Below are 26,745 nucleotides of genomic sequence, written 5' to 3'. Positions count from 1 at the left end.
TGATGATCACCGACGACGACCCGATCATGCGCGACAGCTATCGGCAGTTGATCGATATGCAAGACGACATGCACATCGTGGCGGAGGCGGCGAGCGGCCTGGAAGCCTTCCACACGGCGCTCGAGGTCAAGCCGGATGTGTTGCTGATGGACCTGCATATGCCGGGCATGGATGGCGTCGAAGCCACCCGTCGGATCTGCGCACGGACCTCGGAGATCCGAATCCTCGTGGTCACCATCTTCGACCAGCCGGAAGACGTCGAGGCCGCCGTGGTCGCCGGCGCCGCCGGCTTCATCGTCAAGAACGGACCGCTCACCGACCTCCTTCGCGCCATCCGGGTGATCCATGCCGGCGGCGGGATGCTGTCGCCCGAAGTGACCTCGGGCATCATCGAGCGGATGCGCACCGGCGGTCACGACGCTCAGGTGCGGGAGATCGACACAGCCAGCGGGCCCCTCGTTCGAATGACCGAACGAGAGTCCGAGATGCTCCAGCTCATCGCGCAGGGTAAGAGCAACAGCGAGATCGCCTCGGAACTGTATCTCGCTCAATCGTCGGTCAAGACGTACGTCAGTCGGCTCCGGGCCAAGCTGGGCGCCCGCACACGATCCGAGCTGGTGACCCTGTACTACGAGGGCGTGCGACACGCCCCCGAAGAAAAGCACGAACAGCGGAAGTTCGCGATCTTCGGCGATCGGGCGAGTTGGCGTTCTGCCAGATAGATATAGCCGTGCGGCCTAGTGCACAAAGCCACCAGGCCGCACTGTCAGATGATGGACACCGCTACGCGGGGGCGATGCCGGCCGACTTGAGGGCTGCCACGGCTACGGCGAGGACCATCGCACTGTGCTCCAGCCGCCGGTCCCGCTCAGCGGTGTCATGCTCGCGGATCATCTTCTCGAACGCACGGAACTCCTCAACCATGCGGTGTGAATGAAGGGTCAGGTCGATCTGTTCGACCTCTCCGCCGCGCACCTTCGTCGTCAACGAGCTCATGACGTTCGGCGGACCATCAACCACGATCCAGCCGTCGGTGCCCTGGATCTTCGTGCGGATCGGACCGTCCGAGTCTTTCGCGCAGACGCACACCGCGGTCCGGTCGCCGTAGTCCAGCACAAGGACGCCGGACGTGTCGACGCCCCGTTCAATGTTGGCGGTGTACCGCACGGCGAGCGGGCGGCCCAGGAGCCCGACGACGAAGTGGATCGGGTAGATGCCGATGTCCAGCAGCGCGCCACCTCCCTGAGCCGGGTCGAACGCCGGCAGCACCGTCCCCTCCCGGAAGGCATCGAACCGGGACGAGTACTGCGAGTAGTCAGACTGGATCATCTTCAACTCACCGACTCGGTCAAGGTTCTCCGTGATCCAGCGGTAATTGGCCAGGTACTGCGTGGTGATGGCCTCGACGAGGATGAGGTCCCGTTCGATGGCCAGCGCGCGGAGTTCCGCCAGCTCATCCTCTCGGAGCACAAACGGCTTCTCGCAGATGACGTTCTTGCCCGCTTCCAGGGCTGCGCGGGCGAACCGTGCATGCAGAAAGTTGGGCACCGCAATCCACACTGTGTCTACATTGGGGTCGGCGAGACACTCGTCAAGGTCGACGTACACCGTGCCGATCTCAAACCGCGCCTGCAGAGTTTCCAGTTCGTTCCTCGTCGGGGGCAGCCCGAAGATGGCGGCCAGTTCGAGCCCCGCGATATCGGCGGCGTGTGGGAGGAAGTCGTTGACAATCTGCCCTGATCCGAGAACCGCGAGTTTCACAGCGCGCCCCGCTCCAGCAGCTCTACGGTCGCCGGAACCCATCCCTGACGGAGGCCCTCTTCGAGAATCCCGATGAGTTCGATGGTCTCGTCGTCCTTGACGACCTTGGGCGCACCATTGACGAGGGACTCGTAGATCCCGTCGTAGAAGCGGGAGTAGTCGCCCACCTGGGAGACGACCTTTTCCTCATGGAAACCGCCGTCTTCGTCGACATAGCTGAGGGTTCCGTAATGCGCCGGCGAGTCGACGCCGAAGCCGGGCGCTCCCGGCACCGCGAACATCTTGAGGTGTTCCTCCTGTCGATCCTCGGTGACCTTGACGAAGGTACCTGTGGTTCCGTAAAGGGTGAAGCGTGGGCGTCCGACCAGCCGGAAGAAGCTCGACCCGATGGTGACCTTGAGAGTGCCGTAGTAGAGGTCCACGTCGAAGTAGTCGTTGGCGCGCCCCGGGCCCAGGAGCTGGCGCACGTCGTAGTGGATCCGGTCGGGTGAGCCGAACAGGCTGAGCGCCTGGTCGATGGTGTGCACGCCGTGTCCGAAGAGGAACGAGAAGCCAGGATCCGTGGACGGCGGGAAGCTGTGCGAGGTCTCCGGGCGGTAGTAGTCGTAGTGCATCTCGACCTCCAAGAGGTCTCCGAGTACTCCGCGGGCCAGCACCTCTTTGACGGTGAGGAAGTCTGAGTCGAACCGGCGGTTCTGGAAGCCCTGCACGAACAGGCCCTTCTCGTTCGCGAGCTCGAACAGCTCCCGTGCTTCCGCCGCGGTCGGCGAGAACGGCTTCTCTACGAGCACGTTCTTGCCGCGTTCGAGCGCGGTGCGGGTGAACTCGGCGTGAGATTCCGGGCTTGTGGTGGTGATGATGACGAGATCGAGGTCGTCATCAGCCCAGATGGCTTCGGGGTCGGACACATACTCGACACCCGGGATCAGCGCCCAGGATGGGGCGCTGCGCCCGTAGATCGTCTTGATGTGGAACTTGTCGGGTCGGGCGAGCACGAACGGGGCGTGGTAGCGGTTCGTGCTCTTACCGTTGCCGATGAAGGCGACATTCAACATTGATGCCTCTGTATCTGAGTGGAGTGTGGACTGGAGCAGGTGGGGAGGTGGATGCCCGCGGCATCCGGTCGAATTCAGACCTGCAGGCTCGCGCCGCTGGTTCGGATGACGTCGGCGTACCAGTGGAACGACTTTTTCTTGTATCGGTCGAGGGTGCCGGTGCCGTCGTCGTTGCGGTCCACGTAGATGAAGCCGTATCGCTTGCTCAATTGCGCCGTGGACGCCGCTACCAAGTCGATGCACCCCCAGGTCGTGTAACCCATGACGTCCACGCCGTCGTCCAGAGCTTCGGCGACCTGCACGAGGTGGTCGTTGAGGTAGGTGATCCGGTAGTCGTCAACGACCGTCCTCACGCCGTCGATCTCAACGAGCTGATCTTTGGCACCCAATCCGTTCTCGACGATGAACAGTGGTTTCTGGAACCGGTCCCAGAACTGGTTAAGGATGACGCGCAGTCCTTGCGGGTCGATCTGCCATCCCCACTCCGACGCTTCAAGGTGCGGATTCAGGATCCGGCCGAGGATGTTTCCTTCAGCTTTAAGCGACGACGGGTCGGCGCTTTCGCACATGCTCATGTAGTAGCTGAACGACACGAAATCGACCGTGTTCTTGAGGTCCTCTCGGTCGAGGTCAGTGATGTTCAGCTTGATGCCGTGATCGCGGAAGTGGCGCAGTGCGTACCCCGGGTAGACGCCACGCACGTGGACGTCGGTGAACATGAGGTTCTCGTGGTCGGCGTTGAGTACCTTCACGATGTCGTCGGGCGCGGGCGTGAGCGGGTAGATGGGCAGGGCAATCACCATGCAGCCCACTCGGTATGCCGGGTCAATCTCGTGTGCCAGACGCGTCACGCGTGCCGAAGCTACGAGCTCGTGATGCACGGCCTGGTACAGGTCGGATTCCGAGAGCTCGTCCTTGGGCGTGTTGATACCGCCGGACAAGAACGGGGCGTGCAGCACGGAGTTGATCTCGTTGAAGGTGAGCCAGTACTTGACACGGCCCCTGTAACGCTCGAAGACCGCGCGGGCGTAGTTCTCGAAGAAACCGATGAGCTCACGCGACACCCAGCCGTCGTACTTCTCCGACAGGTGCAGCGGCGTCTCGTAGTGCGAGAGGGTGATGAGCGGTTCGATGCCGTGCTTCTCGAGTTCGTCGAGGACGCGGTCGTAGAACGCGAGGCCTTCCTCGTTGGGTTCGGCTTCGTCGCCGTTCGGGAAGATGCGGCTCCACGCAATCGAGAACCTGTAGACCGTGAAACCCATCTCGGCAAACAGTGCGATGTCCTCCGCATAGCGATTGTAGAAATCGATGCCGACCTGCTTGAGGTTGTCGTCGGTGGGACCTTCTGTCCGCGGGGTCAGGATCCCGTGCGGCATGACGTCCTGGATGGACAAGCCTTTTCCGCCCGCTGTGAAAGCGCCCTCGAGCTGGTTGGCTGCGGTCGCGCCGCCCCACAGGAAAGTGTCGGGGAATTGGATGTTGCTCATACTCTCTCTTTCGTTGCCGGGTCTTGGACCGTCAGTCGCCGAGCCCGGACTGGATGGCAGCAACGATCTCGGCCAGGTCGATCTCGGAGTTGTTACCCACGCACTCGACGGTGACCATCTGTCCTTCGTCGATGCCGGCGGTGATGAGCGCGAGGACGCTTTCGGCGTCAACGGCTTTTCCGTCGCTGTGCAGCGTCACGGCGGAGTCGACGCGGGCGGCGAGCCTAGCGAGGTTCGCGGCAGGTCGGGAGTGGAGACCGGATCGGCTCGTGACCTGAACTTCGGCGGAATGACTCATGGGTGCTCCTTTGCATTGTTACTGACCCGTTCTCGAGGCGCGGCAGACGCCGAACCCACCGGAAGGGCACGATTGTTGGGAATACGTCGTGTCAGTCGACGGCGGCGGCAGCCGGTATCCGCTTGTACAGGTGCAGGAACTCGGAAGCCAGTTCGAAGACCACGGTCGCGGTGGCGAGGTGATCCTGGGCGTGCACGAGGATGATGTTGACGGGAACGGGGTGCCCGCCGGCCTCTGCCTGGATAAGGCCCGTCTGCGACTTGTGCGCGAGACGAAGATCGGCATCGGCCGCCTCGAGTGACAGGCGGGCCTCGTCGAACTTCCCGGCGCGCGCGAACTGCAGTGCTTCCATCGACTGCGAACGGGAACTGCCGGCGAAGGCAATCAACTCGAATGCGACGCTGTAGTCCTCATCCATATCTTCATCTCCTGTACATGGGGGATCCGGAACCCGGTTCCCGTCCTGAGCCAAATGTTGTCCATTTGGCCAAGGGTCGCCACTACGACGCCTTCCGCAATCGCGGAACCCTTGTAGGTTGTATGCGCTTCCGCGACGGCGGAAACTGAGAGCACGAAACAGATAGCCCTTTCGAATTTTCAATGGAGAGAATCCATGCAGCCCAACCGACCGCAACTCCTCGTAAACACGCTGCGAGGCAACGAACATCCCATGTCCGCGCAGGACCTGGGGGCGGCGCTGGGAGTCTCCGCGAGAAGTATCCGCACCTATGTACAGGTGTTGAATTCCTCGGCCGGTTCTTCCCCGCTCGTGCTGGCGACGCATCGTGGTTACTCCATCGATGAACGGGCGTGGCGCGAGCTGAACGAGTCAGAGCCAGCGGACCGGAACATCGACACACCGATGGATCGGCTGTACTACATCGCGCGCAGCCTCGTAGAAAGCACCGACGGAGCGGATGTCTACGAACTCGCCGAGATGCTCTTCGTCAGCGACTCCACCATCGAACGCGATCTTGTGAAGGTGCGCGTCCTCCTCGCCGAGTATGAACTGGAATTGCACCGTACGCGCTCGCGTGTGCTGATCCTGGGGAGCGAACGAGACCAGCGGCGTCTGGTCCGCCAGCTGTTGCTGGAATCCGCCCGAGGCGTCTCCGCTGCCGGACTCATCTCGGCTCTGCTCGAGCTTCAGAACATCGACTTCCGCGAGCTCACGACGTGGCTCCGACGCATCCTCGACGGCCACGACCTGCAGACCCAGGAGTACGGGCTGCACGACCTCTCCCTCCATGTGGGTATCGCCGTCAGTCGCATCATCGAGGGGCGCACGCGCGAACACATCGACGACGCTCCCCGTAACGCGCAGGTCAATTCCGCCGCGGCCGAGCTCGCCGACCTCATCGAGCGCAAGCATGGTGTCGCGCTGCCCGACGTCGAGCGTGCAGAGCTCGCGCGCCTCATCCTCACCCGCACCGGCACCGTGTCCGTCGGTGCAGAAGCGGTCGGCGACGAGTACCTCGCCCTCGTGCAGTCAATCTTGAAGAGCATCTCGGAGAGGTACATGCTCGATATCGATGATGACACGTTCACCATCAACCTGAGTCTGCACGTGCGCAATCTAGTGGCACGAGCCCGCACAGGAGCAATCGCCCGCAATCCGCTCGGACGCTCGTTCAAACAGGATCATCCCCTCATCCATGAGCTCGCCGTATTCGTCGCCGACGGCATCGAACGCGGCACGGACATCACGATGGATGAGGACGAGATCGTCTTCATCGCGTTCCACCTCGGCGGCTACCTGCAGCGCACCCTGGAAGCGGCCGGCCGAGTGCGAGTGGTGTGCGTCACGCCCCAGTATTACTCCGCGTCGGACGAGTTCACCCGCCGCGTCGAATCACGCCTCGGAGACGCGGCCGCCGTGGTGCACACTGTGACCAGCCTCGACTATGACTGGGCGTCGCTGGATGCCGACCTCATCGTCACGAGTACGCCGCTACCTCCAGGATTGAAGACTCGCATTGTCGAGGTGTCCCCGATACCGTCACTTGCCGACCTGGAAGCCGTCGTAGATGCCGTCCGGCATGCCCGCTCAGCGAAGTCCAGCGAGAGAATCCGCTGGGCCATCACAACGCTCATCGACCCTCGACTCTTCACCCGCGTGAAGCGAACCACGCGGAACGAAGCGCTCGCACACATGTCCGCGCAGCTACACGCGGAAGGCATTGTCGAGCCCTCCTTCGCGCAAGAAGTCCGGGATCGGGAAAGGCTGTCCCCCACGGCCTTCGGCGGCTCGATCGCCGTACCCCACTCGATGAACATGACCGCGCACCGCACCGCGATTTCCATCCTCATCTCTGAGGAGCCCATCGACTGGGCTGGCTCGTCCGTCCACCTCGTCGCGCTCTTCGCGCTCAGCCCCAACGGGCGACAGGTGTTCCGCGACGTGCTCGACGACTTCATCGCCATCCTCGCCGACACCGCCCGCATTGCACGCATCGTGAATGCGGCCACGTCTTACGACAGCTTCGCGAACGCTTTGATCTCCGAGATCGGGCAGTGACGCACACACCTTGGCGGAGCATCCGCCACGAATCCGACGGATACCCGTCCCAACCGAAAGGCAAGAAATGAGAGTACTCCTGGCATGTGCCGCCGGAATGTCCACCAGCCTGCTGATGAACAACATGCGGAAGTTCGCGGCAGCGGATGATGTCATCGACGCAGTCCCTTACGGCGATGTGAGTGATGTGGTCGCCGGCTATGACGTCGTTCTGCTCGGTCCGCAGGTCAAGTTCCGCCTATCCGAGGCCAAGACCATGCTTGTCCCGCTCGGGAAGGTCGTCGACGTCATCGACATGCGCGCCTACGGCACGATGGACGGTGAGAAGGTCCTCGTTCAGGCTCGCGCCCTCCTGGCGTAACAGATACAACAACAGAGACGTCCCTGACTACGGTCAGGGACGTCTCTTCGTGTTCGCGGCGTTGGCTCCTCGTAGAGCCTGCCGCAGCACAGGGCCGGCCGGGTAGTGACTCCATCAGGGAGTCACGACCCGGCCGGCCTATTGGATGTGAGTTACGCCTCCGACGCGCTCTTCTCGCTCTCGGCGAGTTCAAGTTCACGCTCAGCTGCGCGCTCCTCCAACAGCTCGCGACGGTCCGCGATCCGGAAGAACGGGAAGTAGGCGACGACCGAGAACAGGTAGCAGCAGATGAGGAAGATCCCGAAGGTGACTCCACCGCCGATGACGAACCCACCTGGGATGAGCGGCATCGTGAACGCGCTCACGGGTAGGGCAATGTACGGGTTGCCGACGATGCCGGCGACGACGAGAAAGTAGCCCACCGTGATGTTGATCACTGGAGTCAGGATGAACGGGATCGCCATCAGCGGGTTGTAGACAATCGGGAACCCGAACATCAGCGGCTCATTGATATTGAAGATCGATGGCGGCCCGGCCAGGCGTCCCAGGGTCTTGTAGCGCTTGCTCTTGGCGAACAGGAGCATGTTCGTCGCGAGTCCGAGCGTGTTGCCCGAACCACCGATCCACTGGTAGATCGCAAACACGAGGGTGATGGTGACCACGTACGGCAACGCCTGACCTGCGGCGCCGGCGTCCTGGTTCGCGAAGGCTGCCGGCAGCATGATGGGGAACACCAAGCCCCACACGGCCGAGTTGTGAATGCCGAACACCCACAGGATCTGTGACAGCAGCACGATGACCAGCCACGTCCAGTAGCTGTCGCCCATTGCTGCGATCGGCTCACCGATGCTCGTGAAGATAAAGGCGCCCATGTGCTTGAACGGGGTCATCGCGAAGATCTGGTGCACGACCAGGAACAGCATGCCGATTATTGCGGCGGGAATGATCGCCTCGAACGGACGCGAAACGGCCGGCGGCACACTGGCCGGCATTGAGATCTTCCATCCGCGGTCAATAACGAACACGTAGATTCGCGTGGACACAAGGGCCACAATAAGCGCGCTGAACACCCCCTGGGAGCCCAGCCACTGAACCGGGATGACGCCAGTGACGGTGATGGGGTCGCCGCCTTCGGGGGTGAAGTCGGTATACATGGGCAGCACAAGCGCGAACGCGAGCAGCGCGATCACAACGGCGCCGAGTGCGTCCTTGTCGAACTCCCGGGCGAGCCGGTAGGAAATCGACACGACGACGTACAAGGCCAGCAAGCCGATCGTGACATCGTTGCCCAGCTGCAGCGCAGCGCCGAAGGGTGTCGCCCGCACCCAATCGCTCCAGCCCGGAATCGGGAAGCCGACGACCAGCGCGCAGATCGCGCCGAACATGAGCACTGGCAGCGTGGACATGAATCCGTTGCTGATGGCCTTCACATAGCGGTTCTCCTGAATCTTTGACGTTACGAGTTGAAAACGGTCGACTACACTGTCTGCCTTCATTTGCGTATTCCCTTTTTGCCCAATTGCCGCCAGAGCGTGACGGTTCGCACATTCCGAGTGTCGCGGCACTGCCGCTCCGGCTCCACCTGTCCTAGTTCCGCCAACGAGGAAGCGTTCGACTGGATGCTATTAGATCAGGCACGGCGAAGCGGTCTGAGGATCGAACCCCGGTGGGACTACAGCGGGGGCCATCGCCGGCCTCGACACCTGGAGGTCGGCTACGACCCGTGGTTCGGCCGCGGTTGAAGGGAGCTGCTGAAGGCAACCGCTCGTCAGCGGAACGTCAGGACCCGGATTCAGCGCTTTTTGCCTCCGAGACCCGGTACGGAGGTGACCTGTGTCATCCACGTCGCGATCTGGTCTTCGTCGAGGTCATCCACCGACTCGAGCTCCACACCCCGCGTTGATTTGCCCATCCCCACCGGCGTCACCGGCGGTACCGGCTCGAGCGCGACACCGTTGATGAACATGAGTTTGACGTGGCCGGCGAAGCCGCCGCAGCTGAAACACCAGCCGTCGCCGACGCCGTAATACGCCATGCCCCACTTCACCGAGCGCTGAAGGTCGGGCAGAGTCCTGGCCGCCAGCGCGTCGACCGCCTCGGCGATCCCGCGCTGAGGCTGCGGCAGGCTGGCGAGGTAGGCGAAGACCGGCTTGTCGCCGACCGCCGCTTTCGCGGGGCTGGCCTTGCCCGTCATCGCATCGGGCAGAGTCCAGTCGGCGCCGCCTTGCGCCGCGGTGCCCGTACCCGTTCCCTGGCCTTCACCCTTGTCGTTCTCGCTGCTTTCCATGGCGAGATCGTATTCCCTACCCTGGCCGTGTGGGAGCCCCCGCATCCGGATGCAGCCGCGCACGGACGAGTTCCTCGGCGGCCCGGGCTGTTCGAAGGGAGGAAGATTGACCTCGTGAAGATTCTCTCGATTCAGTCGGCCGTCGCTCACGGCCACGTTGGCAACTCAGCGGCCGTGTTCCCCCTCCAGCGCATCGGGGTCGAGGTGCTGCCGGTCAACACGGTGAACTTCTCCAACCACACCGGGTATGGCGCGTGGCGCGGCTCCCTCATCGCCCCCGAGGATGTGCACGATGTGATCCTCGGCATCGAGGAACGTGGTGTGCTCCCCCAGATCGACGTGGTGCTCTCGGGATACCAGGGCGGCACCGGCATCGGCGACGTCATCGTGGATGCGGTGCGGCGGGTGAAGGCGGCGAACCCGTCGGCCATCTACGCGTGTGACCCCGTGATGGGCAACGCAAAGTCCGGATGCTTCGTGGCACCCGAGATCCCCGTGCTGCTTCGGGATCGCGTCGTCCCCGTGGCCGACATCATCACTCCGAACCAGTTCGAGTTGGGCTTCCTCACCGGAACCGAGCCCTCAACGCTGGACTCGACGCTCGAGTCCGTCGACCTCGCCCGGGCAATGGGGCCAGACACCATGCTCGTGACGAGTGTGGAACGCCCCGACCGCGAGCACGACACCATCGAGATGATGGCCGTGGATGCGGAAGGCGCCTGGATCGTGCAGACTCCCCATCTGCCCTTCAAGGCGAACGGATCGGGCGACGTCACCGCGGCGCTGTTCTCGGCGCACTACCGCGCGACCGGCGACGCCGCTCTGGCGCTGGAACGCACCGCGTCCAGCGTCTTCGACCTCATTGAGCTGACGTACAAATCGGGTGAGCGAGAACTGCAGCTCGTGCAGGCTCAGAACTTCTACGCGCATCCGCGCATGCAGTTCTCCGCCGAGCGCGTGCGCTGATCCCAGGACGCTGAGCAGCTGGGATGGCTGCTTAGGACTCTGAGGGCTCCATGGGCAGTTCGGCTCCGTAGTTCCACGACAAGATGGCCGGCTGCTCGCGGTAATAGCTGAGCACGGAGACCGATCCAGCATCCAGCGTGATTTGCGCACCGAATCGCGGGGCCAATCTCAGGTACACGGCCGTCAGGATGCGCAGGAAATGGCCGTGCGCGATCAGGGCGACGTCTCCCTTCTCCATCGCCGGCAGCACCCGTGTGAGCACTCGGGATGCGCGGGCGGCGACCTCCTCCACCGTCTCACCGGGCGTCTCCCCACGGATCACGCCGTGGGTGAATGCGCTCCAGTTGTAGCCCAGCTCGCGGCGGATCTCGCGCGTCGTGCGCCCCTCGTATCCGCCATAGTCCCACTCCACGAGGAACGGGTCGACCTCGGCCTCAAGGCCCGCGAGCTCCGCAGTCTGCCGGGCGCGCTTCAGCGGCGAGGTCAGCACGAGCGTGAAATCGTAATCGGCCACCAACTTGCCCGCGCCGCGGGCCAGGTCCTCTCCCCTGGCGGTGAGCGGCACATCCGTGAGCCCGGTGTGTTTGCCGCTCTTCGACCACTCCGTCTCCCCGTGGCGCAGGAGAATCAGCTTGCCGGACGGGTTATCCGGGGCGGGGCGGTTGGGCAGCGGATCGTTTGTGAGCATACGGCAACAGTAGTATCGCGCCCAAGATTTCATGGAGCTTCTTGATGGTCGGGCAAGTCGACTAGCTCTCAGCACCCGCGATGTCGGCGGCCTCGGCTTGTGGCCGCATGCGCCGAGCGTTGATCGCGCTTAGCGCGAGCAGAATAGCGGTGATCCCGGCAGCTGCGGCCACCACCGCTTCAGCAGCGACCTGCGTCGACAGCGGAATCAGAGTCCAGGGCAAGAGGATGCCAGCCGGCGCCCAGACGGCCAGACGGCGCCAAGAGGCTCCGTAACGGATCGACTCGGCGGCACTCGCCGCGAAGAAAAGGCTGATACCAGCGCTGAGAGAGATCGACGCGCCCGGTGGCAGCTGGTGGCCGGCGTCGGCCACGGCCGTGCCGAGCGCGGAGGCGAACAGGGTGATGCCGGCCACGAGCAGGAAGGGCAGATACATCACGGTGTCACGGATTCCGCCTATGCTCCCCCTCCGTTGCAGGCGCTGCAGCCCGCGCTCAACGGATGAGGCGGCGTAGCTGAAGTAGATCCAGGCGAGCATCGAGACGGCGGCGAATCCCAGCGCGGCGGCCAGGCCCGACGCCGCGGTCCAGTGAGAGTCGAGCTCAGCGATGATGGTCAGGATTGACTCGCCGAAGACAATCACGACCAGCAAGCCCACCCGCTCGGCGAGGTGACTGACGTCAATGGCGTTGCGCAGCCGCGCTTGCCGGCCACCGAGGAAGCTGAGCAAAACGATCTCGATCGCCACGGCGATAGCCCACATGGCATATTGCCACGGGGGTACGACCGCCACCGAGACCAGCCACAGCGAGGCCGGAACGACGCTGTACAGCACCGACCGCCACCACGGGTTACCGACCGATCGTCGGTTCATGAACCAGGGCACCACCCAGACGAGCCGCAGCACGGCGTTGCCGATGGCAAATGCGGCAGCTCGATCGCCCAGGGCATCAGGGACAGCCGCCGCCATCACACCGATTGCAACCATGGCGATTGCGACGAATACCCAGATCGACGGAGTCACCCGCGCGCCGAACAGGCTCATCGTCAGTGTCGCGTTGACCCATGCCCACCACGCGGCGGCCAGAAACCCCAGAAACGCGACCGCATCCATCCATGACGGATCGCCGTGCATGGTGTGGGCAATTTGGCCGATATACGACACGATCACCAGGTCGAAGAAGAGTTCGAGCCAGTGCACTCGCCTACCCGAATGGGCCGGCGCCACTGTTACCGATTCCGTGACCGAGATGGAGTCACCTCCTAAGCGAAGTTCAGCCGGTGATATCGACGTTCTCGGTGAGCCTAGACCGAGAGCGCCTCCGACAGCGACACCTGAAAAACCCGGTCGCACCAGTCAGCGACCAAAACACCCCGCGCTGCTTCGTGTGAGCCAGCGGTCAGGGAGAAACACCAGCAAGCAGGGTCATGACGGCGTCGATGACTCCCGTCATCGATCGTGATTCTTCATCGATGGCCCATTCGTCGAGAGCGACCTGGAAGATGAGGATGCCCAGCTCCGCGACGACTGTGGCGCTGAGGGGCTCCTCGCCGCGCTCGATGAAGGCGGCGCGGGCGGCGCGGACGAGATCGTCGCGTTTGCGAGCGTCCCTGTCGCGGAGCGAGTCGTTCGCGTGGATGATTGCGCGCACCGCCGCAGTCTGCTCCCGCTGCCCCTCGAATTGTTCGGTCGCGACTCGGTGCAACACGAGTCGGATGACCTCCATGGGCTCCAGGCCGTCGGGGGCCTCGTTGATCAGCTGGGCGGCTCGTTGCGGGATCTCGTCGCCGCCGAAGATCACTTCTCGCTTGTCGGCGAAATAGCGAAAGAACGTTCTCGTCGTCAGGCCCGCCCGGGCGGTGATCTGGGGAACGGTCGTCGCCGAGTACCCCTGTTCGGAGAACAGCTCGAACGCCGCTCCTTGGAGCCGGCCCCGTGCGTCTGGTGCCCATCGCATGCACCGAGTCTACGTGATGACACGACGTGTAATAAGTTATACGATGACACGACATGTCATCGATCGAAGAGGAGCCACCAATGAAGTCACCGGCGAACACATACCCAGCAGATCCCGCGGCAGTGACGTCAGCGGTGCAGTCGTGAGCGGCACGGACGTGAACGGTACTGGCGCGAGCGGTAACAGCGTGAGGGAAGCGAACGAAGCGCTCTGGCTGCTCGACGTTCGAGGAGGTTTTGAGGTTCGAACGTCCACCCACCCAACACCGGGGGCGGGTGAGGTCGTCGTGCGAGTCGGGGCGGTAGCAGTGAACCCCGTTGACGCGATCACCGGGCAATTTCGTCGTCTCGTCACTCCATGGATACGGTACCCGACCGTCCTCGGCAGCGACGTGGCCGGTGAGATCGCCGCGATTGGCGACGGAATAACACGATTCCAGGTGGGAGACCGAGTCGTTGGGTATGCGGCCGGGCAAGAGCGGCTGCGCAACAGTTCCGCAGAGGGTGGCTTCCAGCGGTACGTCACGGTGCTCGAGCGCGTCTGTGCCGAGCTGCCCGACACCGTGACGTTCGAGCAGGCAGCGGTTCTGCCACTCGGGGTTTCGACCGCGGCCGCGGGACTGTACGAGAGAGACCAACTCGCCCTGCCGCTCCCGACCTCCTCACCGTCGCCGCGTGGAGAAGTAGTACTCGTGTGGGGCGCCTCCACAAGTGTCGGCAGCAACGCTGTGCAGCTCGCGCGAGCCAGCGGCTACACGGTGATCGCCACAGCCGGTCGCCGAAACCACGACTTCGTGCGGTCCCTGGGCGCGGAAGCGGTCTTCGACTACCGCGACCACGACGTGGATCAGCAGATCGTGGAAGCGATAGGGCGCCGCCCCCTCGCCGGCACGATTGCGATCGGAAGCGGGGCGCTCACCCACGCCCTGCGCATCGTGGGCCGCACCACCGGCACGAAGCGCATCGCGTCTGCCTACCCCGACCCGCTCACCCGCTTGCGGTCGCTCCTCGCACGCGTGCGTGGCATCCGGGTGACGAGCATCTGGGGCGGCACTCCCGTGCAGTCCCCTGTCGGCCCCGCAATCTTCCGGGACTTCCTTCCGTTCGCACTCAGCACCGGACAGTACCGGCCGGCACCCGATCCGAGAATCGTCGGGACCGGACTCGAGCAGGTGCCCGGGGCGCTGGCGGCACTCCGTGCGGGAGTCTCTGCAACCAAGCTCGTCGTCACCATCGACCCCCAGGAGATCACCCCGTGAGCGCCAGACAGACCTTCCTCGTGTTCGGCGCAACCGGACAGACCGGCAAGCATTTCATCTCGCTGGCCCTGAACGACGGACACCACGTCAGGGTTCTCGCCCGAAACCCCGCCAAACTCGACAGCGCAATCCCGAACCTTGAGATCCACCAGGGATCGATCACCGACTCCCCTGACCTCGACCGGCTCGTCGACGGCGCCGATTTTGTGGTGTCGCTGCTGGGCGATAGGCAGTTGCAGAAGACACAGAAGATCAACACCGCCTTCGTGCGTGACCTGGTGCCGGCGATGCGACGCCACGGAGTCAGCCGCTTTCTCTACCAGGCGGGCGGACTCAGCGCCCCACCGAACCGGAGGCTGTCACCGGCATTGTGGATGATCAGAAACACCATCGCGCGCGGATACATCGGTCAGCACGAGGACAACGAAGCAGTCATGCGGTATTTGACAGACGAGGCCATGGACATCGACTGGATGGTTCACCGGGCCGGAATCGGGTCGGACGGGCCGTCAAAAGGCCACCTCGAGCGATCCAGTCGCAGGGTGAGTATCGCCACCTTCCGAGACTGCGCAGCCCACAACTACCGGCTCCTCTCCGACCCGACCGCGATTCACACCTGCGACCTCAGCAGCTATCGAAAATAACCTCAGCCCCGCCCAGGCCGGGCGGGGGGGGCGCGGTTACTCCAGGCTGGAACCGAAGATCTGCGCTTCGACGAGCGGACGCACGGCCGCCTCGAACGCGTCGTCGACGAAGTAGTCCTTGAGCCTGTCGTCGAGCAGTTCGTTGGCGATCGCGGCCATGATCATCGACTGGTCGAGGGAGAGATACCGCTCGGCGATGGTGCCGCTCTGCGTTGCGACGGCGTCGTAGAAGCCGCCGGGGCCATAGGCGCCCAGGTCGTTCTCGATACCGGCAAGGTTGTTCAGCACGGCCGGCTTGTCATAGGCAAGGGCGAGGAATGAGGCGTGCGGCGTCACAACGCCGTCGCCAAACTCGGGGGTGGGGTTAGTGGCCTCGCGGCATCCCTCGTAGCCGGCATCGACGTTGGTTCGCTCCCGGTCCGAGGCATAGCCGTCGGTGCTCATACCCACTCCCTCGACTCCGTACTCCGCGTATTCGCCGAAGGGATCGCTCGCCGGGGAGAAGCCCCAGTAGCCGTAGCCGGCCTCGTCGAGACCGTGCTCGATCTGGGCGCGCACGCTCGCGGGGTGGTTCACCGCCCACGATTGCGTCCCCCAGTCGGCTTCGGGCACGAGCAGGTCGGGCATCAGCGCCTCGAACATGCTGCCGCCCCAGGCCGGGACGAGTTTCATTCCGCGGTACTCGTAGACACCCTCGTAGACGGGCACACCGAGGTACTCCCTCGTTTCACCGCTGGGCTTCTGCTCCTGCCAGGCGAAGTCGCAGCCCTGATCGGGCATCGTGCGCAGGGTTCCGTAGTAGGCCTCGGCGGGAATTTGTCCGTTGGCGATTCCGAGGTAGTTCACGATGCGCGCCTCGCTCACACTCGTGTCGTAGTGGTGGCAGGTGTAGTAGAGCTCAGAGCCATCGTCGCCGTAGTTGCCGGGAACGCTGCAGCCGGGAGGGGGTGTCACCCAGAAGCCGCCGCGATTGAGCCCGGCGCCGTTGACGGCGTTCGCACCGCCGTCAAGATCGTGGAAGTAGCCGAAGTCCATGCTGTCGTAGAGAGCGTCGGCCGATCGGGCCAGACGCGGCTCGGCCTCGGCGACGATGCGCAAGGACGCGGCGAGCCAGCCGTTGTCGACCGAGCTCAGGAACGGGTCGACGGGGTCGCCACTGCCCGGCCAGGTCGTGAGCTTGTGACCGTCGCGCGGCGAGTACCAGTTGTAGAACATGCCACTGGGCTCGTGCCGCTCGATCTTCTCGAGGGTCTTGAGGGTGGATTTCATCCGCTTGAAGGCATCCTGCTTGCTGATGATGCCGAGGTCCCTCGCCGAGACGACCGACCACAGGTAGCCGCCAATGTTGGTCGGGCTGGTGTTGTCGCTCGGCTCAGACAGGTCGCCCTGGAGCTTGTCCGCGGGGAGCCCGGTCTTCTTGTCGGTCATGGCGGCGAGAGAGGCCCAGGTGTCGACGGCATAGCCCTGAAGGACCGTGTTGTCTCCACGGGTATCCCCCGTCGTGGGCCCCGTCGCTGTGCCGGTGGCGGCGGTGGCGCTCGGCGCGATGATGAGCGTTCCCGCCACTAGCGCGGCGCACATCACGGCAAACTTTGGTATTCGTTTCACAGCGTGTTCCTTCGTGTCGTCGTTGACCGCGTCGGCGCCGGGCGACAGATCACCGGAGGACCGGGCCCATCTGAGGCGCGCTAAGCACGTTCCGACGAGTGTAAGCGCATACATCATCGGGGCGCAAGGAATGCTCAGCTCCGACCGGACGCTAAAAAGTCAGCCGCATGTCGTCGAGAACAAGCGGATGCCGCTACGAAACACTCCGACGCCGGATCAGGATGAGCGCGCCGCCGGCGAGCAGCGTCAGCAGAGCGGCGAAGCCGAGAGGCGCTGGGTCGAATCCGGTGCGGGCCAGAACCTGATCCTGGTCGGCCGCGGGCGAACTGGACTCTACCGCTGGCGAGACGGTCTCTGATGGCGTGACAGTCTCTGGCGGAGAGGCAGGTTCCGACGGCGAGACAGGTTCCGACGGCGACACAGGCTCCGCTGGCGATACGGGCTCCGGTGACGAAACAGGCTCGGATGGCGACACGGGCTCTGCTGGCGATACCGGCGCCGGTGTCGAGACGGGCTCTGCTGGCGAGATCGTCTCCGCTGCTGAGTACGAGAGGTACGTCACGGTCCCATTCGTGTTGACGGTGAAGTAGGCGATCTTCGACATGGCGGTGCCATCAGCGGCCACGCCCGAGAGCGTCACGGTGTGCGCTCCGGCCGAGAGCCTGGCCGGAAGGACAGCGGTAGCGCTGGTCTCTCCCAATTCACCAATGACTTCCCGCACTAATTCAACCGGTGTCGACCGCAGAATCACGGTGAGGTCGGATCCCTCACGCAGGCCCACACCCGACGCGGTCACCGAGGCACCGGCGGAATCCTCCCCCACAACCAAATCCAGGTCGAGCGTGAGGCTCGCAGCGACCGGCTCCTCGGGAACGACGACCTCGGCCGTCCACTTCGCGTAGGCGGTAACGTCAGCGTTGACGACAGCGGAGAAATCGAACGGCTCGAGTAAGGCTTCATCGCTGAACCAACCGTCGAAAACCCACCCCGCGGCCACAGGAACGGCCGGAACCACGGGCGGGGTCGCCATCTCGATGCGCTGCGCGGCCGCTTCCCCGTGACCGTTCAGCTCGAACGACACGATCACATCCACCGCGCTCGCATAGCCGCGCCAGGTGGGAGAGCTGAATCCGCCGTCGCCGTCGAACTGGGACAGGTAGTGCACGGTCAGGCCGGTCGCACGGCCGAGCGACGGCACCGACTCGCCGTCATCGGCGTACACCATGTAGGTCATGTGGGCGTCACCGGCGAACTCCACCCGGGTCAGGCCCGGGTTTCCGTCGAAGGCACCCTCGCCGATGACCTCCACCGAAGTCGGGATCGACACCGAGGTCAGGTTGTTGTTCTTGAACGCCCAGCCGCTGATGAAGCTCAGCCCCTCGTTCAGGGTGAGCGCGCTGAGCACATTGTCCGCGAAGGCATCGTCGCCGAGCGTGACAACCGACCCGGGTATGTCAACGCTGGTCAGCTGGTTCGCCCCAAACGCGTGGCCGGCGATCTCGGTCACCGTGTCGGGGATCGTCACGGAAGCGATCTGATTGCCGTAGAAGATGTTCTCGGGAATGGTCGTCATCCAGCTCGGAATCACCGCCTCCGTCAAATCATTGCCGCTGAAAACGCTGTAGCCCAGGTCGATGGCTGAGTCTGAAAAACTGAGGTTTGAGATGTTGTTGGCATCGAAAGCCCAGGATCCGATTGTGCGCACCGATTCCGGCAGAACCAGGGTTTCGAGGCTATTCTCCGCAAACGCAACATCGCCGATAGCGGTCACGTTCTCACCGATCCTGACCGACTCGACACCCGCGCCAACAAAAACATAGGCATCAATGGCCGTGACGTCGTAGCTCGTCGATCCATCCACCACGATCTCGTCGGGAATGACGACATCGGGGCTGACCCGGTCATAACCCGTGACCAGCGCGGTCTGACTTCCCTCGTCGAGCACAAAGGTCAGTCCACCCGCTTCGTACTCGGCAGCATCAGCGTGAGCAGCGCCTCCGGTCAGTACAACCGAACCGGCAATAAGTGTCCCCGCGACGGTTGCCGCCGTCACCCGCGCAAGACGCGACACCGACCTCAAAGCAGACACTGATACCCCCGAGTAATTCGCTGCGTCGCGAATCGGCACCCAGCTGGGCGGCGAAATGCAGAGGCATACCGGCACACGCCAGCGGGAGGAGCCTATCCCAGGGGACGCCGCTCAGTCCCGAGTCACCTGGTTCACCGGCTCCACTCCTGAGCAGCGAAAGCATCCTGGGTCGGAATACTTCTGGTTTCGATGTCCTCCAACGTGCGGCCACGAGTTTCGGGAACACGAGTCCGGATGAAGATGACACCAAGAATGCAGATGGCACCGAAGATCGCGAACACCGCGTCCTGGCTCATCAATGCGGTCATGATCGGGAACAAGAGACCGACGGCGAACGATCCGATCCAATTGAAGGACGATGCGATGCCAGAGGCCCTGCCGCGGATCGCCATCGGGAAGATCTCTCCAACGATCACCCAGGTGAGTGGCGCCCACGTGAACGAATAGGCCGCCACGTAGATGCTCAAGAACACCACGATCATCATCGGGTTCGCGTCCTCCATCACGGTATTGAGTATCGCGGGCAGAATGAAGGACACCCCCATGACCGTGCCACCCACGGTCAGCAACAGGCGTCGGTTGAACTTGTCCGCGATCACCAGGAACAGCAATGAGCCGAGCACCAGGATCACGCCCTGGATGATCGGCCACATCAGCGCCGAACTTGCCGAATTGCCGGTGGCCTTTTCCACGATCAACGGGATGTAATAGAAGATCGCGTTGGCACCTTGGAGCTGCTGGAATGCGGCGACACCGACACCTGCAATGACGAGATACCGGTACTTGCCGTCGAACAACGTCGCCAGTGATGTGTTGCCAGCTGCCCGCTTCTCGACTTGGGCCGTTTCCTTGATCGATCTGAGCTCGGCATCCACCTCGTCGGGGCGGCGAATGTAGCGAAGCACCTTGGCTGCCTCGTCTTCCTTGCCGACTTTCACTAGGAACCGGGGCGATTCGGGCAACCGCAACACGCCCAAATACAGAATCACAGCCGGCACCGCAGCCGTCGCGAGCATCACTCGCCACGCCCACGCTTCCGGCAGATCCTTCAGCAAGAAATCCAAGATGTATGAGATCAGCATGCCGGAGACAATCATTGTCTGGTTCAGGCCCGACAAGCGTCCACGGAGCCGCGCAGGTGCAAGCTCGGACATGTACGCGGGAACCGAGGCGGAGGCCGCGCCGACCGCCAGGCCCAAGAAAATTCGGGCGATGACCAGATAGATGACACCATCCTCCGGTGCCAGGCCGCAGAGAAGTGATCCGAGCATGAAGACGACCGCTGCGGCCAGAATCATCTTGCGCCGTCCGAATCGATCGGAAAGCTGTCCGGCCACTGCCCCGCCAAAGATGGCGCCGAACATTACGCCAGAGGTTACCCAACCGATGATGGCGGCATCGTCAAGGCCCCAGTCACTTTGCAAGAACGGTAGAGCCCCTGTCATGACTCCGATGTCGTAGCCGAAAAGGATGCCCCCGAAGGATCCGAAGAAGTATATGAACTTACTGTCGATCTCTTTTTTTATTTCCATGTTTCACTCCGCGTGAGGAACCAGTTTCAGTTCCCGTTGATCACGAGGAAGGATGGCTGGCCGGGACTGTCGTCTCGGGCCTATGCCGTCGTGCCATGAGCGCGTTGTCGGCGATGACATGGGTGCGGCACACATTGTGATGTGCTGAGTTATTCTCCTTCGCAGCGGTCCACTCTGAGACATGCCCTTCCCGGCTATGGGACTTGGATGCATCACCTGTGGGTTCTCAAATCCAAATGTGATCGATAACATCAAGCTGTTTTGTAGCCTAGCTCACATAAATCCGGCATCCTGACGGCGACCAACCTTGGTCGAGGCGGTGGCTCGTCGAACGGGCCCGCTCCTTCGGCCCGACCACGGTAGGCGTGATCGAGCAGATTCTCCACCGGCGGAAGACCGAAGCACAGGGGCATCTGGACTGCCAGAATCTCCCCGCCGGGCTCGGAAAGTGAAGGCGCGGATCATTGGAGTCCCCCGCCAGGAGAGGCTGAACCGGTGCCGGGTGAGCGGTGACCCCGCACCCGGGGTCACCGGCTCTGCGCACGTCCGTGCGTCACGTCATCAGAGAAAGAAGCGGCCAACCAGGTAGAAAATGAAATCGAAGATGCCAATGCAGATGCCCGCGATCGCGAGGCCCTTGCCACGCTCACCGGTGCGACGTATGGCCTTGAGACCAGTAGATGAGAGTGCCGCGGCCAGGGCTCCGAGGAATCCAAACACGATCAGCCCGACGCAGGCGATGACGAACCCCCAGATGGCCATCTTGTTAAACGTCGGATGTGTCCCCTGGACGCCCTCCACCGCCGACGCAGTCGCTGGTGCGTATGCCGGTGCGGGCGCAGACGCAGGAGCGACGTAGTCGTCTCGCGGCACGGGTGGCGGAAAATCTGTCATAACGAACCCTCTCTTCGAACGAATCGAGGGCAATCGGTGTCCCCCCAGCAACGAACGTAATGCCAATCGCGCACTTCACCGGGCTTTTCGGTCATTCGGGGGTCAAGCGACTATCTGCGTAGCCCTGAGGCCACCTCCAAACTTTGGGCACGATCATGTGGCTCGTCGGTTACGAGCGGCGAGTAATGCTGCGGATCGCACGGCGATGCTCCCGATGAGCAGTGTGACCAGTCCGATGGCAAGCCACGCCCACACCGCGTATCCGGGGCCGCCCCACAGCGCGAGCCAGTGCACCGTGTAGGTTCCGCTGGATGCGGCGGTGAAGGTGAACGCCCAGAACCCCAGGGTGAAGGGCAGCCGCCAGTACGCTCCCAGCATCATCAGTTGCACGAGAATCAGCACAACGAAGGTGCCCAGCAGCATCGTCTCCACCAGATCGACGCGACCGCCGTTCACCGCGAACCAGGCGTTGCCCGCGACGGCCGGCGGTGCAGAGAAGATCGCGAAGGTGGGCAGGAGTGCAGCGGGCGGAGCAGGGCGGAACGCCATCCGCGCCAGGATGATCGTGCCGAGCACCAGCCAGAAGAGGATACCCACCGCGATGGCGGCCTCGCCCAAGAGCGTCCAGCCGAAGGTGCCTGCACTCTGTCCGACGATGAAGGCCGCCGCCACGGTGGGCAGCAGGTACCCGGCGTGGATAGCGTCGATGCTTCGCTCGCGCAGCGCCAGCTGGGCGAGAAACCAGGCACCGAAGAGCAACCCGATGGCCATGAACACGCCCGTGATGATGCGGCCGGCCAGCGGGAGCTGCTGCGCGTAGTGCGTGCAGATGAGCATCGCCGACGTCGGGGCGAGCGAGGCGAACGCCCCCTGCACGGGGTCCCGCAGGTCCTCGCGGATACTTCCGCCGTGGTTGTGGGATCGCCAGAGGTAGTTCGCGACGACCGCGATCCATGCCGCGGCCGCGAGCATCCAGAGCCCCTCGGCGATGATCTGCGTCGCAAGCGACGTGACCCCGGCCATGGTCCAGGTGCCGGCGAGGCCGGATAGCCCGAACGGGATGCCGAGACTGCTGAGGGGGGCCCGGGCGGTTTCGCGGGCGGTCTGCCGCGGGGGCGATGTCATGCGCATGTCTCCTCGCGGGCGGACAAGGCGTGTGGGCGGCCTGCCCATCACATCGTCATGCATCCCACACAGGTTCACGCTACGCGGGCTAAGCCGGGACCTTGGTCACAAGCCGCGGGAAGAGCCCCGAGCTCAGGCAAGTCGCCATCTAAGCTGGACTGTTGCCCACGGAAGGAACCTCAATGAGCATGGAAGGCGCGGCCTGGAGCTCGCTGTACAAGATCTCGAGCGCCAGGGACGGCAAGCACGGCTTCTCCCGTGAGTCCGTGCGGCGGATCCTGACGTTCGCGGTGCCCTACCGGTCCAAGCTGCTGATCTTCATCACCCTTTCCACCGTGGGAGCTTTCCTCGCGGTCGCGACGCCGGTACTCGCCGGCCAGGTGGTCGACGTTATCGTCGCCCAGGGCGCGGTCAGCACGATCGTGTGGCTCGCCGTCGTCATCGCCCTCGTAGCCGTGGCCGACGCCGGCGTGTCTCTCGTGACGCGCTGGTACTCGGCGCGGATCGGCGAAGGCGTGATCCTCGACCTCCGCACCGCCGTCTTCAACCACGTGCAGAAGATGCCGATCGCGTTCTTCACCCGCACGCGCACGGGCGCCCTCGTGAGCCGCCTCAACAACGATGTGATCGGCGCTCAGCAGGCCTTCAGTGGCACGCTGTCCGGCGTGGTCACGAACCTCGTGGCGCTGATCCTCACCCTGATCGTCATGCTCAGCACGTCCTGGCTCGTGACGGTTCTCGCCGTGATCATGCTCCCCATCTTCCTGGTCCCCGCGCGCCGTATGGGCAGCCGCCTCGCCGCGCTGCGCCGCGAGGCCGCCGACCACAACTCCGCCATGAGCACACAGATGACCGAGCGCTTCTCGGCGCCCGGCGCCACGCTCGTCAAGCTGTTCGGCCGGCCCGACGAGGAGGCCGAGGAGTTCCGCGTCCGCGCCGCCCGCGTCCGCGACATCGGGGTCCGGTCCGCGATGCTGCAGTTCGTCTTCTTCACCGCACTTATGCTCGTCTCCGCTCTCGCGCTCGCGCTCGTGTACGGGCTCGGCGGTACCCTCGCACTCGCCGGCCAGCTGAACACCGGTGATGTGGTCACCCTGGCGCTCCTCCTCACCCGCCTCTACGCGCCGCTCACCGGCCTCGCAAACGCCCGGGTGGAGATCATGAGCGCGGTGGTCAGCTTCGAGCGCGTCTTCGAGGTGCTGGACCTCGACCCGCTCATCAAGGAGAAGCCCGACGCCGTCGCCGTCCCCTATGGCCCAGTGGCCGTCGAGTTCGACAACGTACGCTTCGCCTACCCGTCCGCCGACAAGGTGTCGCTCGCCTCTCTCGAGGAGGTTGCCACGCTGGACACCCGCGGCGGCGAGGAGGTGCTGCACGGCGTGTCCTTCCGGATCGAACCGGGCAGACCGTTGCCCTCGTTGGTTCGTCCGGCGCCGGCAAGTCCACAATCGCGCAGCTCCTCTCGCGACTGTATGACGTCGACAGCGGCGCCGTGCGCCTCGCGGGCACGGATGTCCGCGACGTCACTTTCGCCTCCATGCGGCACACCCTGGGCATGGTGACGCAAGACGGCCACCTGTTCCACGAGACCATCCTCTCCAATCTGCGCCTCGCCAGGCCGGAGGCGTCCGACGATGAGGTGTGGGACGCCGTCCGCCGTGCGCGGCTCGAGCCGCTCATCCGGTCCCTGCCGGACCAGCTGGACACCATGGTCGGAGAGCGTGGCTACCGACTGTCCGGCGGTGAGCGCCAGCGGATGACCATCGCCAGGCTCCTGCTCGCCCAGCCGCGCGTCGTCATCCTCGACGAGGCGACGGCGGCGTTGGACTCGACGTCTGAGGCCGCCGTGCAGGCGGCGCTGAGCGAGGCGCTCGAGGGGCGCACGGCGATGGTGATCGCACACCGCCTCTCCACCATCCGCAACGCGGACCTGATCCTCGTGGTCGAGAACGGCTCGATCGTGGAGCGCGGTACGCACGAGGAACTGCTGGCTGTGGGCGGGCGGTACGAGGAATTGCACCGGACCCAGTTCGCCGTGCAGAAGAATGTTGCCGCCGATGAGGAAGCGCTGAGCGGGATCTAGTCACTGAGCTCGGTGCCCCGCCGGCGCGCCCAGATCACGACATCCCGCAAGGGTGCGCCGTAGCGCAGTGACTCCGCCGCACTCGCTACGAAGAACAGGCTGACGCCCGCACTCAGGCACATCGAAGCGCCCGGCGGGACGCCCTGATACCCAACTGAGAAGATCACCGCACAGATCAGTGCACCGAATCCGAAAGTGCTCGGGATCGAGAACGTGAAGTCGTACCCGGCAACCGCCCGCCGCCGGGCCACAGTCTCATGCGTGCTGCCGGGCGGCGCAGGGTCAGTCGTCCTCTGGTGTGCGGGATAGGCGCGACCAAGCGGTGCCCCATCGACCGGGCTACGCCCCAGCCCGATCTGCATCTGCCGCTGGTGTACTTGTATGGTAGTGTGCAAGCGTTCCAGGAACGAGCCTGGGACCCTGAAACAGAAGGCACAATGACGTGAGCCCCCTCATGGACAAATCGACCCGGCGCGTGTACACGGCCCGACCCATCACGCTCGCCCGGAGCATTGGCTTCGGCGTCCTGGACCTCATGGGCGGCGGCTGGAACACCATCATCAGCGGCCTGATGCTGTACTTCTTCACGACCTACGGGGACGTCAGCGCCGTCCAAGCCGGCACGATCCTCTTCATCGCCCGCATCGTCGACGCGGTCGTCAGCCTCATCATCGGCCCGCTGACCGACAACTTCTATCGGACCCGCCTAGGCAAAAAGTTCGGCCGCCGCCACTTCTTCCTGCTCATCGGCGCACCTTTGCTCCTCGTCGTCTTCCCCCTGCTGTGGATCTCGCACCAGGGCTTCTGGTACTACCTGCTCGTCTACCTGGCCGTCGAGATGATCATGGCGATGATTCTCATCCCGTGGGAGACCCTGCCCACTGAGATGACGGACGACTACAAGCTGCGGACCAAGCTCAGCTCGACCCGCATGTTCCTGTCGGCCACGGGCACCTTCCTCGTCTTCTTCATCCCGGCCCAGATCAAGGAGACGAACAGCCCGCACGCCTACCTCATCACCGGCCTCATTTTCTCCGTGCTGTTCGCCGGCGCCGTCATCACCACGTACTTCACCACCTGGGAGCGCAAGCTCACCCCGGAGTTCCTCGCGGAGCTCGACGCCCAGCCCAAGGTGCCGGTCGGCAAGCTTGTTGCCGACAACCTCAAGGACTTCGGCTCGACGTTCAAGAACTCGAGCTTCCGCAAGCACCTGGCGATCTATCTCTTCTCCTTTACAGGCAAGGACATCTTCGCCACTGCGCTGACGTTCTTCGTCGTGTACGCCGTGAACGGCAGCGAGTCTTTCGGCCTCACCCTCCAGGCGTTGTCCATCATCGGGCTGCCGACCACGGTGCTCGCCGCATTCCTCATGATCCGGAAGGGCCCGCGCTACCTGTTCGCCATGTCCTACTCCGTGATCATCGCCTGCCTGCTCGCCCTCGGCGCGATCTACCTCCTCCAGCCGTCCTCGACGATGATGCTGCTCGTCATCGTCGGCCTCGCCTATCAGGCCGGACGATCCGTTCTTGAGTTCACGCCGTGGAACGTCTTCCCGTTCATCCCCGACGTCGACCGGATCATGACCCGCCAGGACCGCGCCGGAATCTACGCCGCGGTAATGACCTTCGGCCGCAAGTCGACAGGTGCCGTTGCGACCCTCCTCGTCTCGTGGCTCCTGGGCCTGAGTGGCTTCCTCAAGCCCGGCAGCGAGGGCGGCGTGCAGCTCGACGCCTTGTGCAGCGACTCCTGCCCCCTCGTGCAGAGCTCCGGCACCCAGCACATGATCGCACTCGTCGTCATCGTCGGGCCGCTCGTCCTCATCGCTATCGCGTTCGTCATCTCACGGTTCATGTACCTCGACCCGCAGACCCACGGAGTCCTGCGCGCCGAGATCGACCGCCTCGAGGCCGGCGGCTCCAAGGACGACGTCACCTCCGAGGCCCGTGTGGTCGTCGAGAAGTTGACCGGCCACCCGTACGAGTCGGCCTGGCCCGAGGACACGATCTCCCCGACCGCCACGCCCGTCTCCACCGGGAGCTGACCGGCCCAGGGTGCAGAGCGCACGAGCCAGGCCGCCCCCCCGGCCTCAGCATGACGGCCGCGTGGACTCTGCACCCCGACCGGGCACTGCCT

General features: G+C 64.0%; 22 protein-coding genes and 1 pseudogene. 8 read left to right on the top strand and 15 right to left on the bottom strand.

The genetic code is table 11. The features are described 5' to 3' along the window. Window positions 1-2: 2 nt before the first annotated feature. Window positions 3-722 carry a response regulator transcription factor gene (locus BJQ94_RS06780; RefSeq protein ID WP_265399848.1) on the top strand — a complete coding sequence of 240 codons (720 nt, stop codon included), beginning with the start codon at window positions 3-5 and terminating at the stop codon, window positions 720-722. A gap of 61 nt (window positions 723-783) precedes the next feature. Here BJQ94_RS06780 and BJQ94_RS06775 read toward each other — a convergent pair whose 3' ends face one another. From BJQ94_RS06775 to BJQ94_RS06755, 5 genes are all read right to left on the bottom strand, one after another. Further along, a complete protein-coding gene (locus BJQ94_RS06775) occupies window positions 784-1,761 on the bottom strand; it encodes a Gfo/Idh/MocA family oxidoreductase (RefSeq protein ID WP_265399847.1) in 978 nt (325 codons plus the stop codon). Beyond that, window positions 1,758-2,816: a Gfo/Idh/MocA family oxidoreductase gene (locus BJQ94_RS06770; RefSeq protein ID WP_265399846.1), complete on the bottom strand. Its 1,059-nt coding sequence runs from the start codon at window positions 2,814-2,816 to the stop codon at window positions 1,758-1,760. The genes BJQ94_RS06775 and BJQ94_RS06770 overlap by 4 nt, the downstream gene beginning before the upstream one ends. A gap of 74 nt (window positions 2,817-2,890) precedes the next feature. After that, window positions 2,891-4,303, bottom strand: a complete 1,413-nt coding sequence (locus BJQ94_RS06765) for a family 1 glycosylhydrolase (protein WP_265399845.1) — start codon at window positions 4,301-4,303, stop codon at window positions 2,891-2,893. Window positions 4,304-4,334: 31 nt separating this feature from the next. Continuing rightward, window positions 4,335-4,601 (bottom strand): HPr family phosphocarrier protein, encoded by a 267-nt coding sequence (locus BJQ94_RS06760; protein ID WP_265399844.1) that lies wholly within the window; start codon window positions 4,599-4,601, stop codon window positions 4,335-4,337. Window positions 4,602-4,692: 91 nt separating this feature from the next. Beyond that, window positions 4,693-5,019: a PTS lactose/cellobiose transporter subunit IIA gene (locus tag BJQ94_RS06755; protein WP_265399843.1), complete on the bottom strand. Its 327-nt coding sequence runs from the start codon at window positions 5,017-5,019 to the stop codon at window positions 4,693-4,695. Window positions 5,020-5,214: 195 nt separating this feature from the next. Between BJQ94_RS06755 and BJQ94_RS06750 the strand changes: the two genes are divergently transcribed. Beyond that, complete coding sequence (locus BJQ94_RS06750) at window positions 5,215-7,119, top strand: PTS sugar transporter subunit IIA (RefSeq protein WP_265399842.1); 1,905 nt, start codon at window positions 5,215-5,217, stop codon at window positions 7,117-7,119. A gap of 67 nt (window positions 7,120-7,186) precedes the next feature. Next, window positions 7,187-7,480, top strand: a complete 294-nt coding sequence (locus BJQ94_RS06745; protein ID WP_265399841.1) for a PTS sugar transporter subunit IIB — start codon at window positions 7,187-7,189, stop codon at window positions 7,478-7,480. A gap of 152 nt (window positions 7,481-7,632) precedes the next feature. Here BJQ94_RS06745 and BJQ94_RS06740 read toward each other — a convergent pair whose 3' ends face one another. Both BJQ94_RS06740 and BJQ94_RS06735 read right to left on the bottom strand, forming a co-directional pair. Continuing rightward, window positions 7,633-8,976 (bottom strand): PTS transporter subunit EIIC, encoded by a 1,344-nt coding sequence (locus BJQ94_RS06740; RefSeq protein ID WP_265399925.1) that lies wholly within the window; start codon window positions 8,974-8,976, stop codon window positions 7,633-7,635. 296 nt (window positions 8,977-9,272) lie between these two features. Further along, window positions 9,273-9,767, bottom strand: coding sequence for a DUF1801 domain-containing protein (locus BJQ94_RS06735; protein WP_265399840.1), 495 nt, complete (start codon window positions 9,765-9,767; stop codon window positions 9,273-9,275). A 114-nt stretch (window positions 9,768-9,881) separates the two neighbouring features. On the opposite strand from BJQ94_RS06735, the gene pdxY reads away from it, so the two are divergent. Continuing rightward, window positions 9,882-10,733, top strand: a complete 852-nt coding sequence (gene pdxY, locus BJQ94_RS06730) for a pyridoxal kinase PdxY (RefSeq protein WP_265399839.1) — start codon at window positions 9,882-9,884, stop codon at window positions 10,731-10,733. A gap of 31 nt (window positions 10,734-10,764) precedes the next feature. Here pdxY and BJQ94_RS06725 read toward each other — a convergent pair whose 3' ends face one another. From BJQ94_RS06725 to BJQ94_RS06715, 3 genes are all read right to left on the bottom strand, one after another. Continuing rightward, a complete protein-coding gene (locus BJQ94_RS06725) occupies window positions 10,765-11,421 on the bottom strand; it encodes a histidine phosphatase family protein (protein WP_265399838.1) in 657 nt (218 codons plus the stop codon). Window positions 11,422-11,482: 61 nt separating this feature from the next. Continuing rightward, window positions 11,483-12,622, bottom strand: coding sequence for a low temperature requirement protein A (locus BJQ94_RS06720; protein ID WP_265399837.1), 1,140 nt, complete (start codon window positions 12,620-12,622; stop codon window positions 11,483-11,485). A 199-nt stretch (window positions 12,623-12,821) separates the two neighbouring features. Then, the gene (locus BJQ94_RS06715; protein ID WP_265399836.1) at window positions 12,822-13,379 is read right to left on the bottom strand and encodes a TetR/AcrR family transcriptional regulator; all 558 of its coding nucleotides are present in this window, start codon (window positions 13,377-13,379) and stop codon (window positions 12,822-12,824) included. A 187-nt stretch (window positions 13,380-13,566) separates the two neighbouring features. Here BJQ94_RS06715 and BJQ94_RS06710 point away from each other — a divergent pair, with 187 nt between their 5' ends. Continuing rightward, window positions 13,567-14,637, top strand: a complete 1,071-nt coding sequence (locus BJQ94_RS06710) for a zinc-binding alcohol dehydrogenase family protein (RefSeq protein ID WP_265399924.1) — start codon at window positions 13,567-13,569, stop codon at window positions 14,635-14,637. Continuing rightward, window positions 14,634-15,281 (top strand): NAD(P)H-binding protein, encoded by a 648-nt coding sequence (locus BJQ94_RS06705; protein ID WP_265399835.1) that lies wholly within the window; start codon window positions 14,634-14,636, stop codon window positions 15,279-15,281. The genes BJQ94_RS06710 and BJQ94_RS06705 overlap by 4 nt, the downstream gene beginning before the upstream one ends. 36 nt (window positions 15,282-15,317) lie before the next feature. On the opposite strand, the gene BJQ94_RS06700 is transcribed toward BJQ94_RS06705, so the two are convergent. The 5 genes from BJQ94_RS06700 to BJQ94_RS06680 all read right to left on the bottom strand — a co-directional run bounded on the left by BJQ94_RS06700 (window position 15,318) and on the right by BJQ94_RS06680 (window position 22,529). After that, window positions 15,318-16,889, bottom strand: a complete 1,572-nt coding sequence (locus BJQ94_RS06700) for a glucoamylase family protein (protein WP_265399834.1) — start codon at window positions 16,887-16,889, stop codon at window positions 15,318-15,320. A 193-nt stretch (window positions 16,890-17,082) separates the two neighbouring features. Then, window positions 17,083-18,942, bottom strand: coding sequence for a leucine-rich repeat protein (locus BJQ94_RS06695; RefSeq protein ID WP_265399833.1), 1,860 nt, complete (start codon window positions 18,940-18,942; stop codon window positions 17,083-17,085). A gap of 167 nt (window positions 18,943-19,109) precedes the next feature. Continuing rightward, window positions 19,110-20,510, bottom strand: coding sequence for a sugar porter family MFS transporter (locus BJQ94_RS06690; protein WP_265399832.1), 1,401 nt, complete (start codon window positions 20,508-20,510; stop codon window positions 19,110-19,112). A 561-nt stretch (window positions 20,511-21,071) separates the two neighbouring features. Continuing rightward, on the bottom strand, window positions 21,072-21,404 hold the full coding sequence (locus BJQ94_RS06685; protein ID WP_275875573.1) for a DUF4190 domain-containing protein: 333 nt from the start codon (window positions 21,402-21,404) through the stop codon (window positions 21,072-21,074). Window positions 21,405-21,557: 153 nt separating this feature from the next. Beyond that, window positions 21,558-22,529, bottom strand: coding sequence for a hypothetical protein (locus tag BJQ94_RS06680; protein WP_265399830.1), 972 nt, complete (start codon window positions 22,527-22,529; stop codon window positions 21,558-21,560). A gap of 182 nt (window positions 22,530-22,711) precedes the next feature. On the opposite strand from BJQ94_RS06680, the pseudogene BJQ94_RS06675 reads away from it, so the two are divergent. Together BJQ94_RS06675 and BJQ94_RS06670 are read left to right on the top strand one after the other, a co-directional pair. Next, a pseudogene (locus tag BJQ94_RS06675) lies at window positions 22,712-24,612 on the top strand (ABC transporter ATP-binding protein). 442 nt (window positions 24,613-25,054) lie between these two features. After that, window positions 25,055-26,653 carry an MFS transporter gene (locus BJQ94_RS06670; protein WP_265399829.1) on the top strand — a complete coding sequence of 533 codons (1,599 nt, stop codon included), beginning with the start codon at window positions 25,055-25,057 and terminating at the stop codon, window positions 26,651-26,653. Window positions 26,654-26,745 lie beyond the last annotated feature (92 nt).

Origin of the sequence: Cryobacterium sp. SO2 (genome assembly GCF_026151165.2) — a bacterium.
In the GTDB taxonomy this organism is placed as follows: Bacteria; Actinomycetota; Actinomycetes; order Actinomycetales; family Microbacteriaceae; genus Cryobacterium.
The sequence above is the reverse complement of the archived record's forward strand: the minus strand, read 5'-3'. Positions and strand labels throughout refer to the sequence as shown.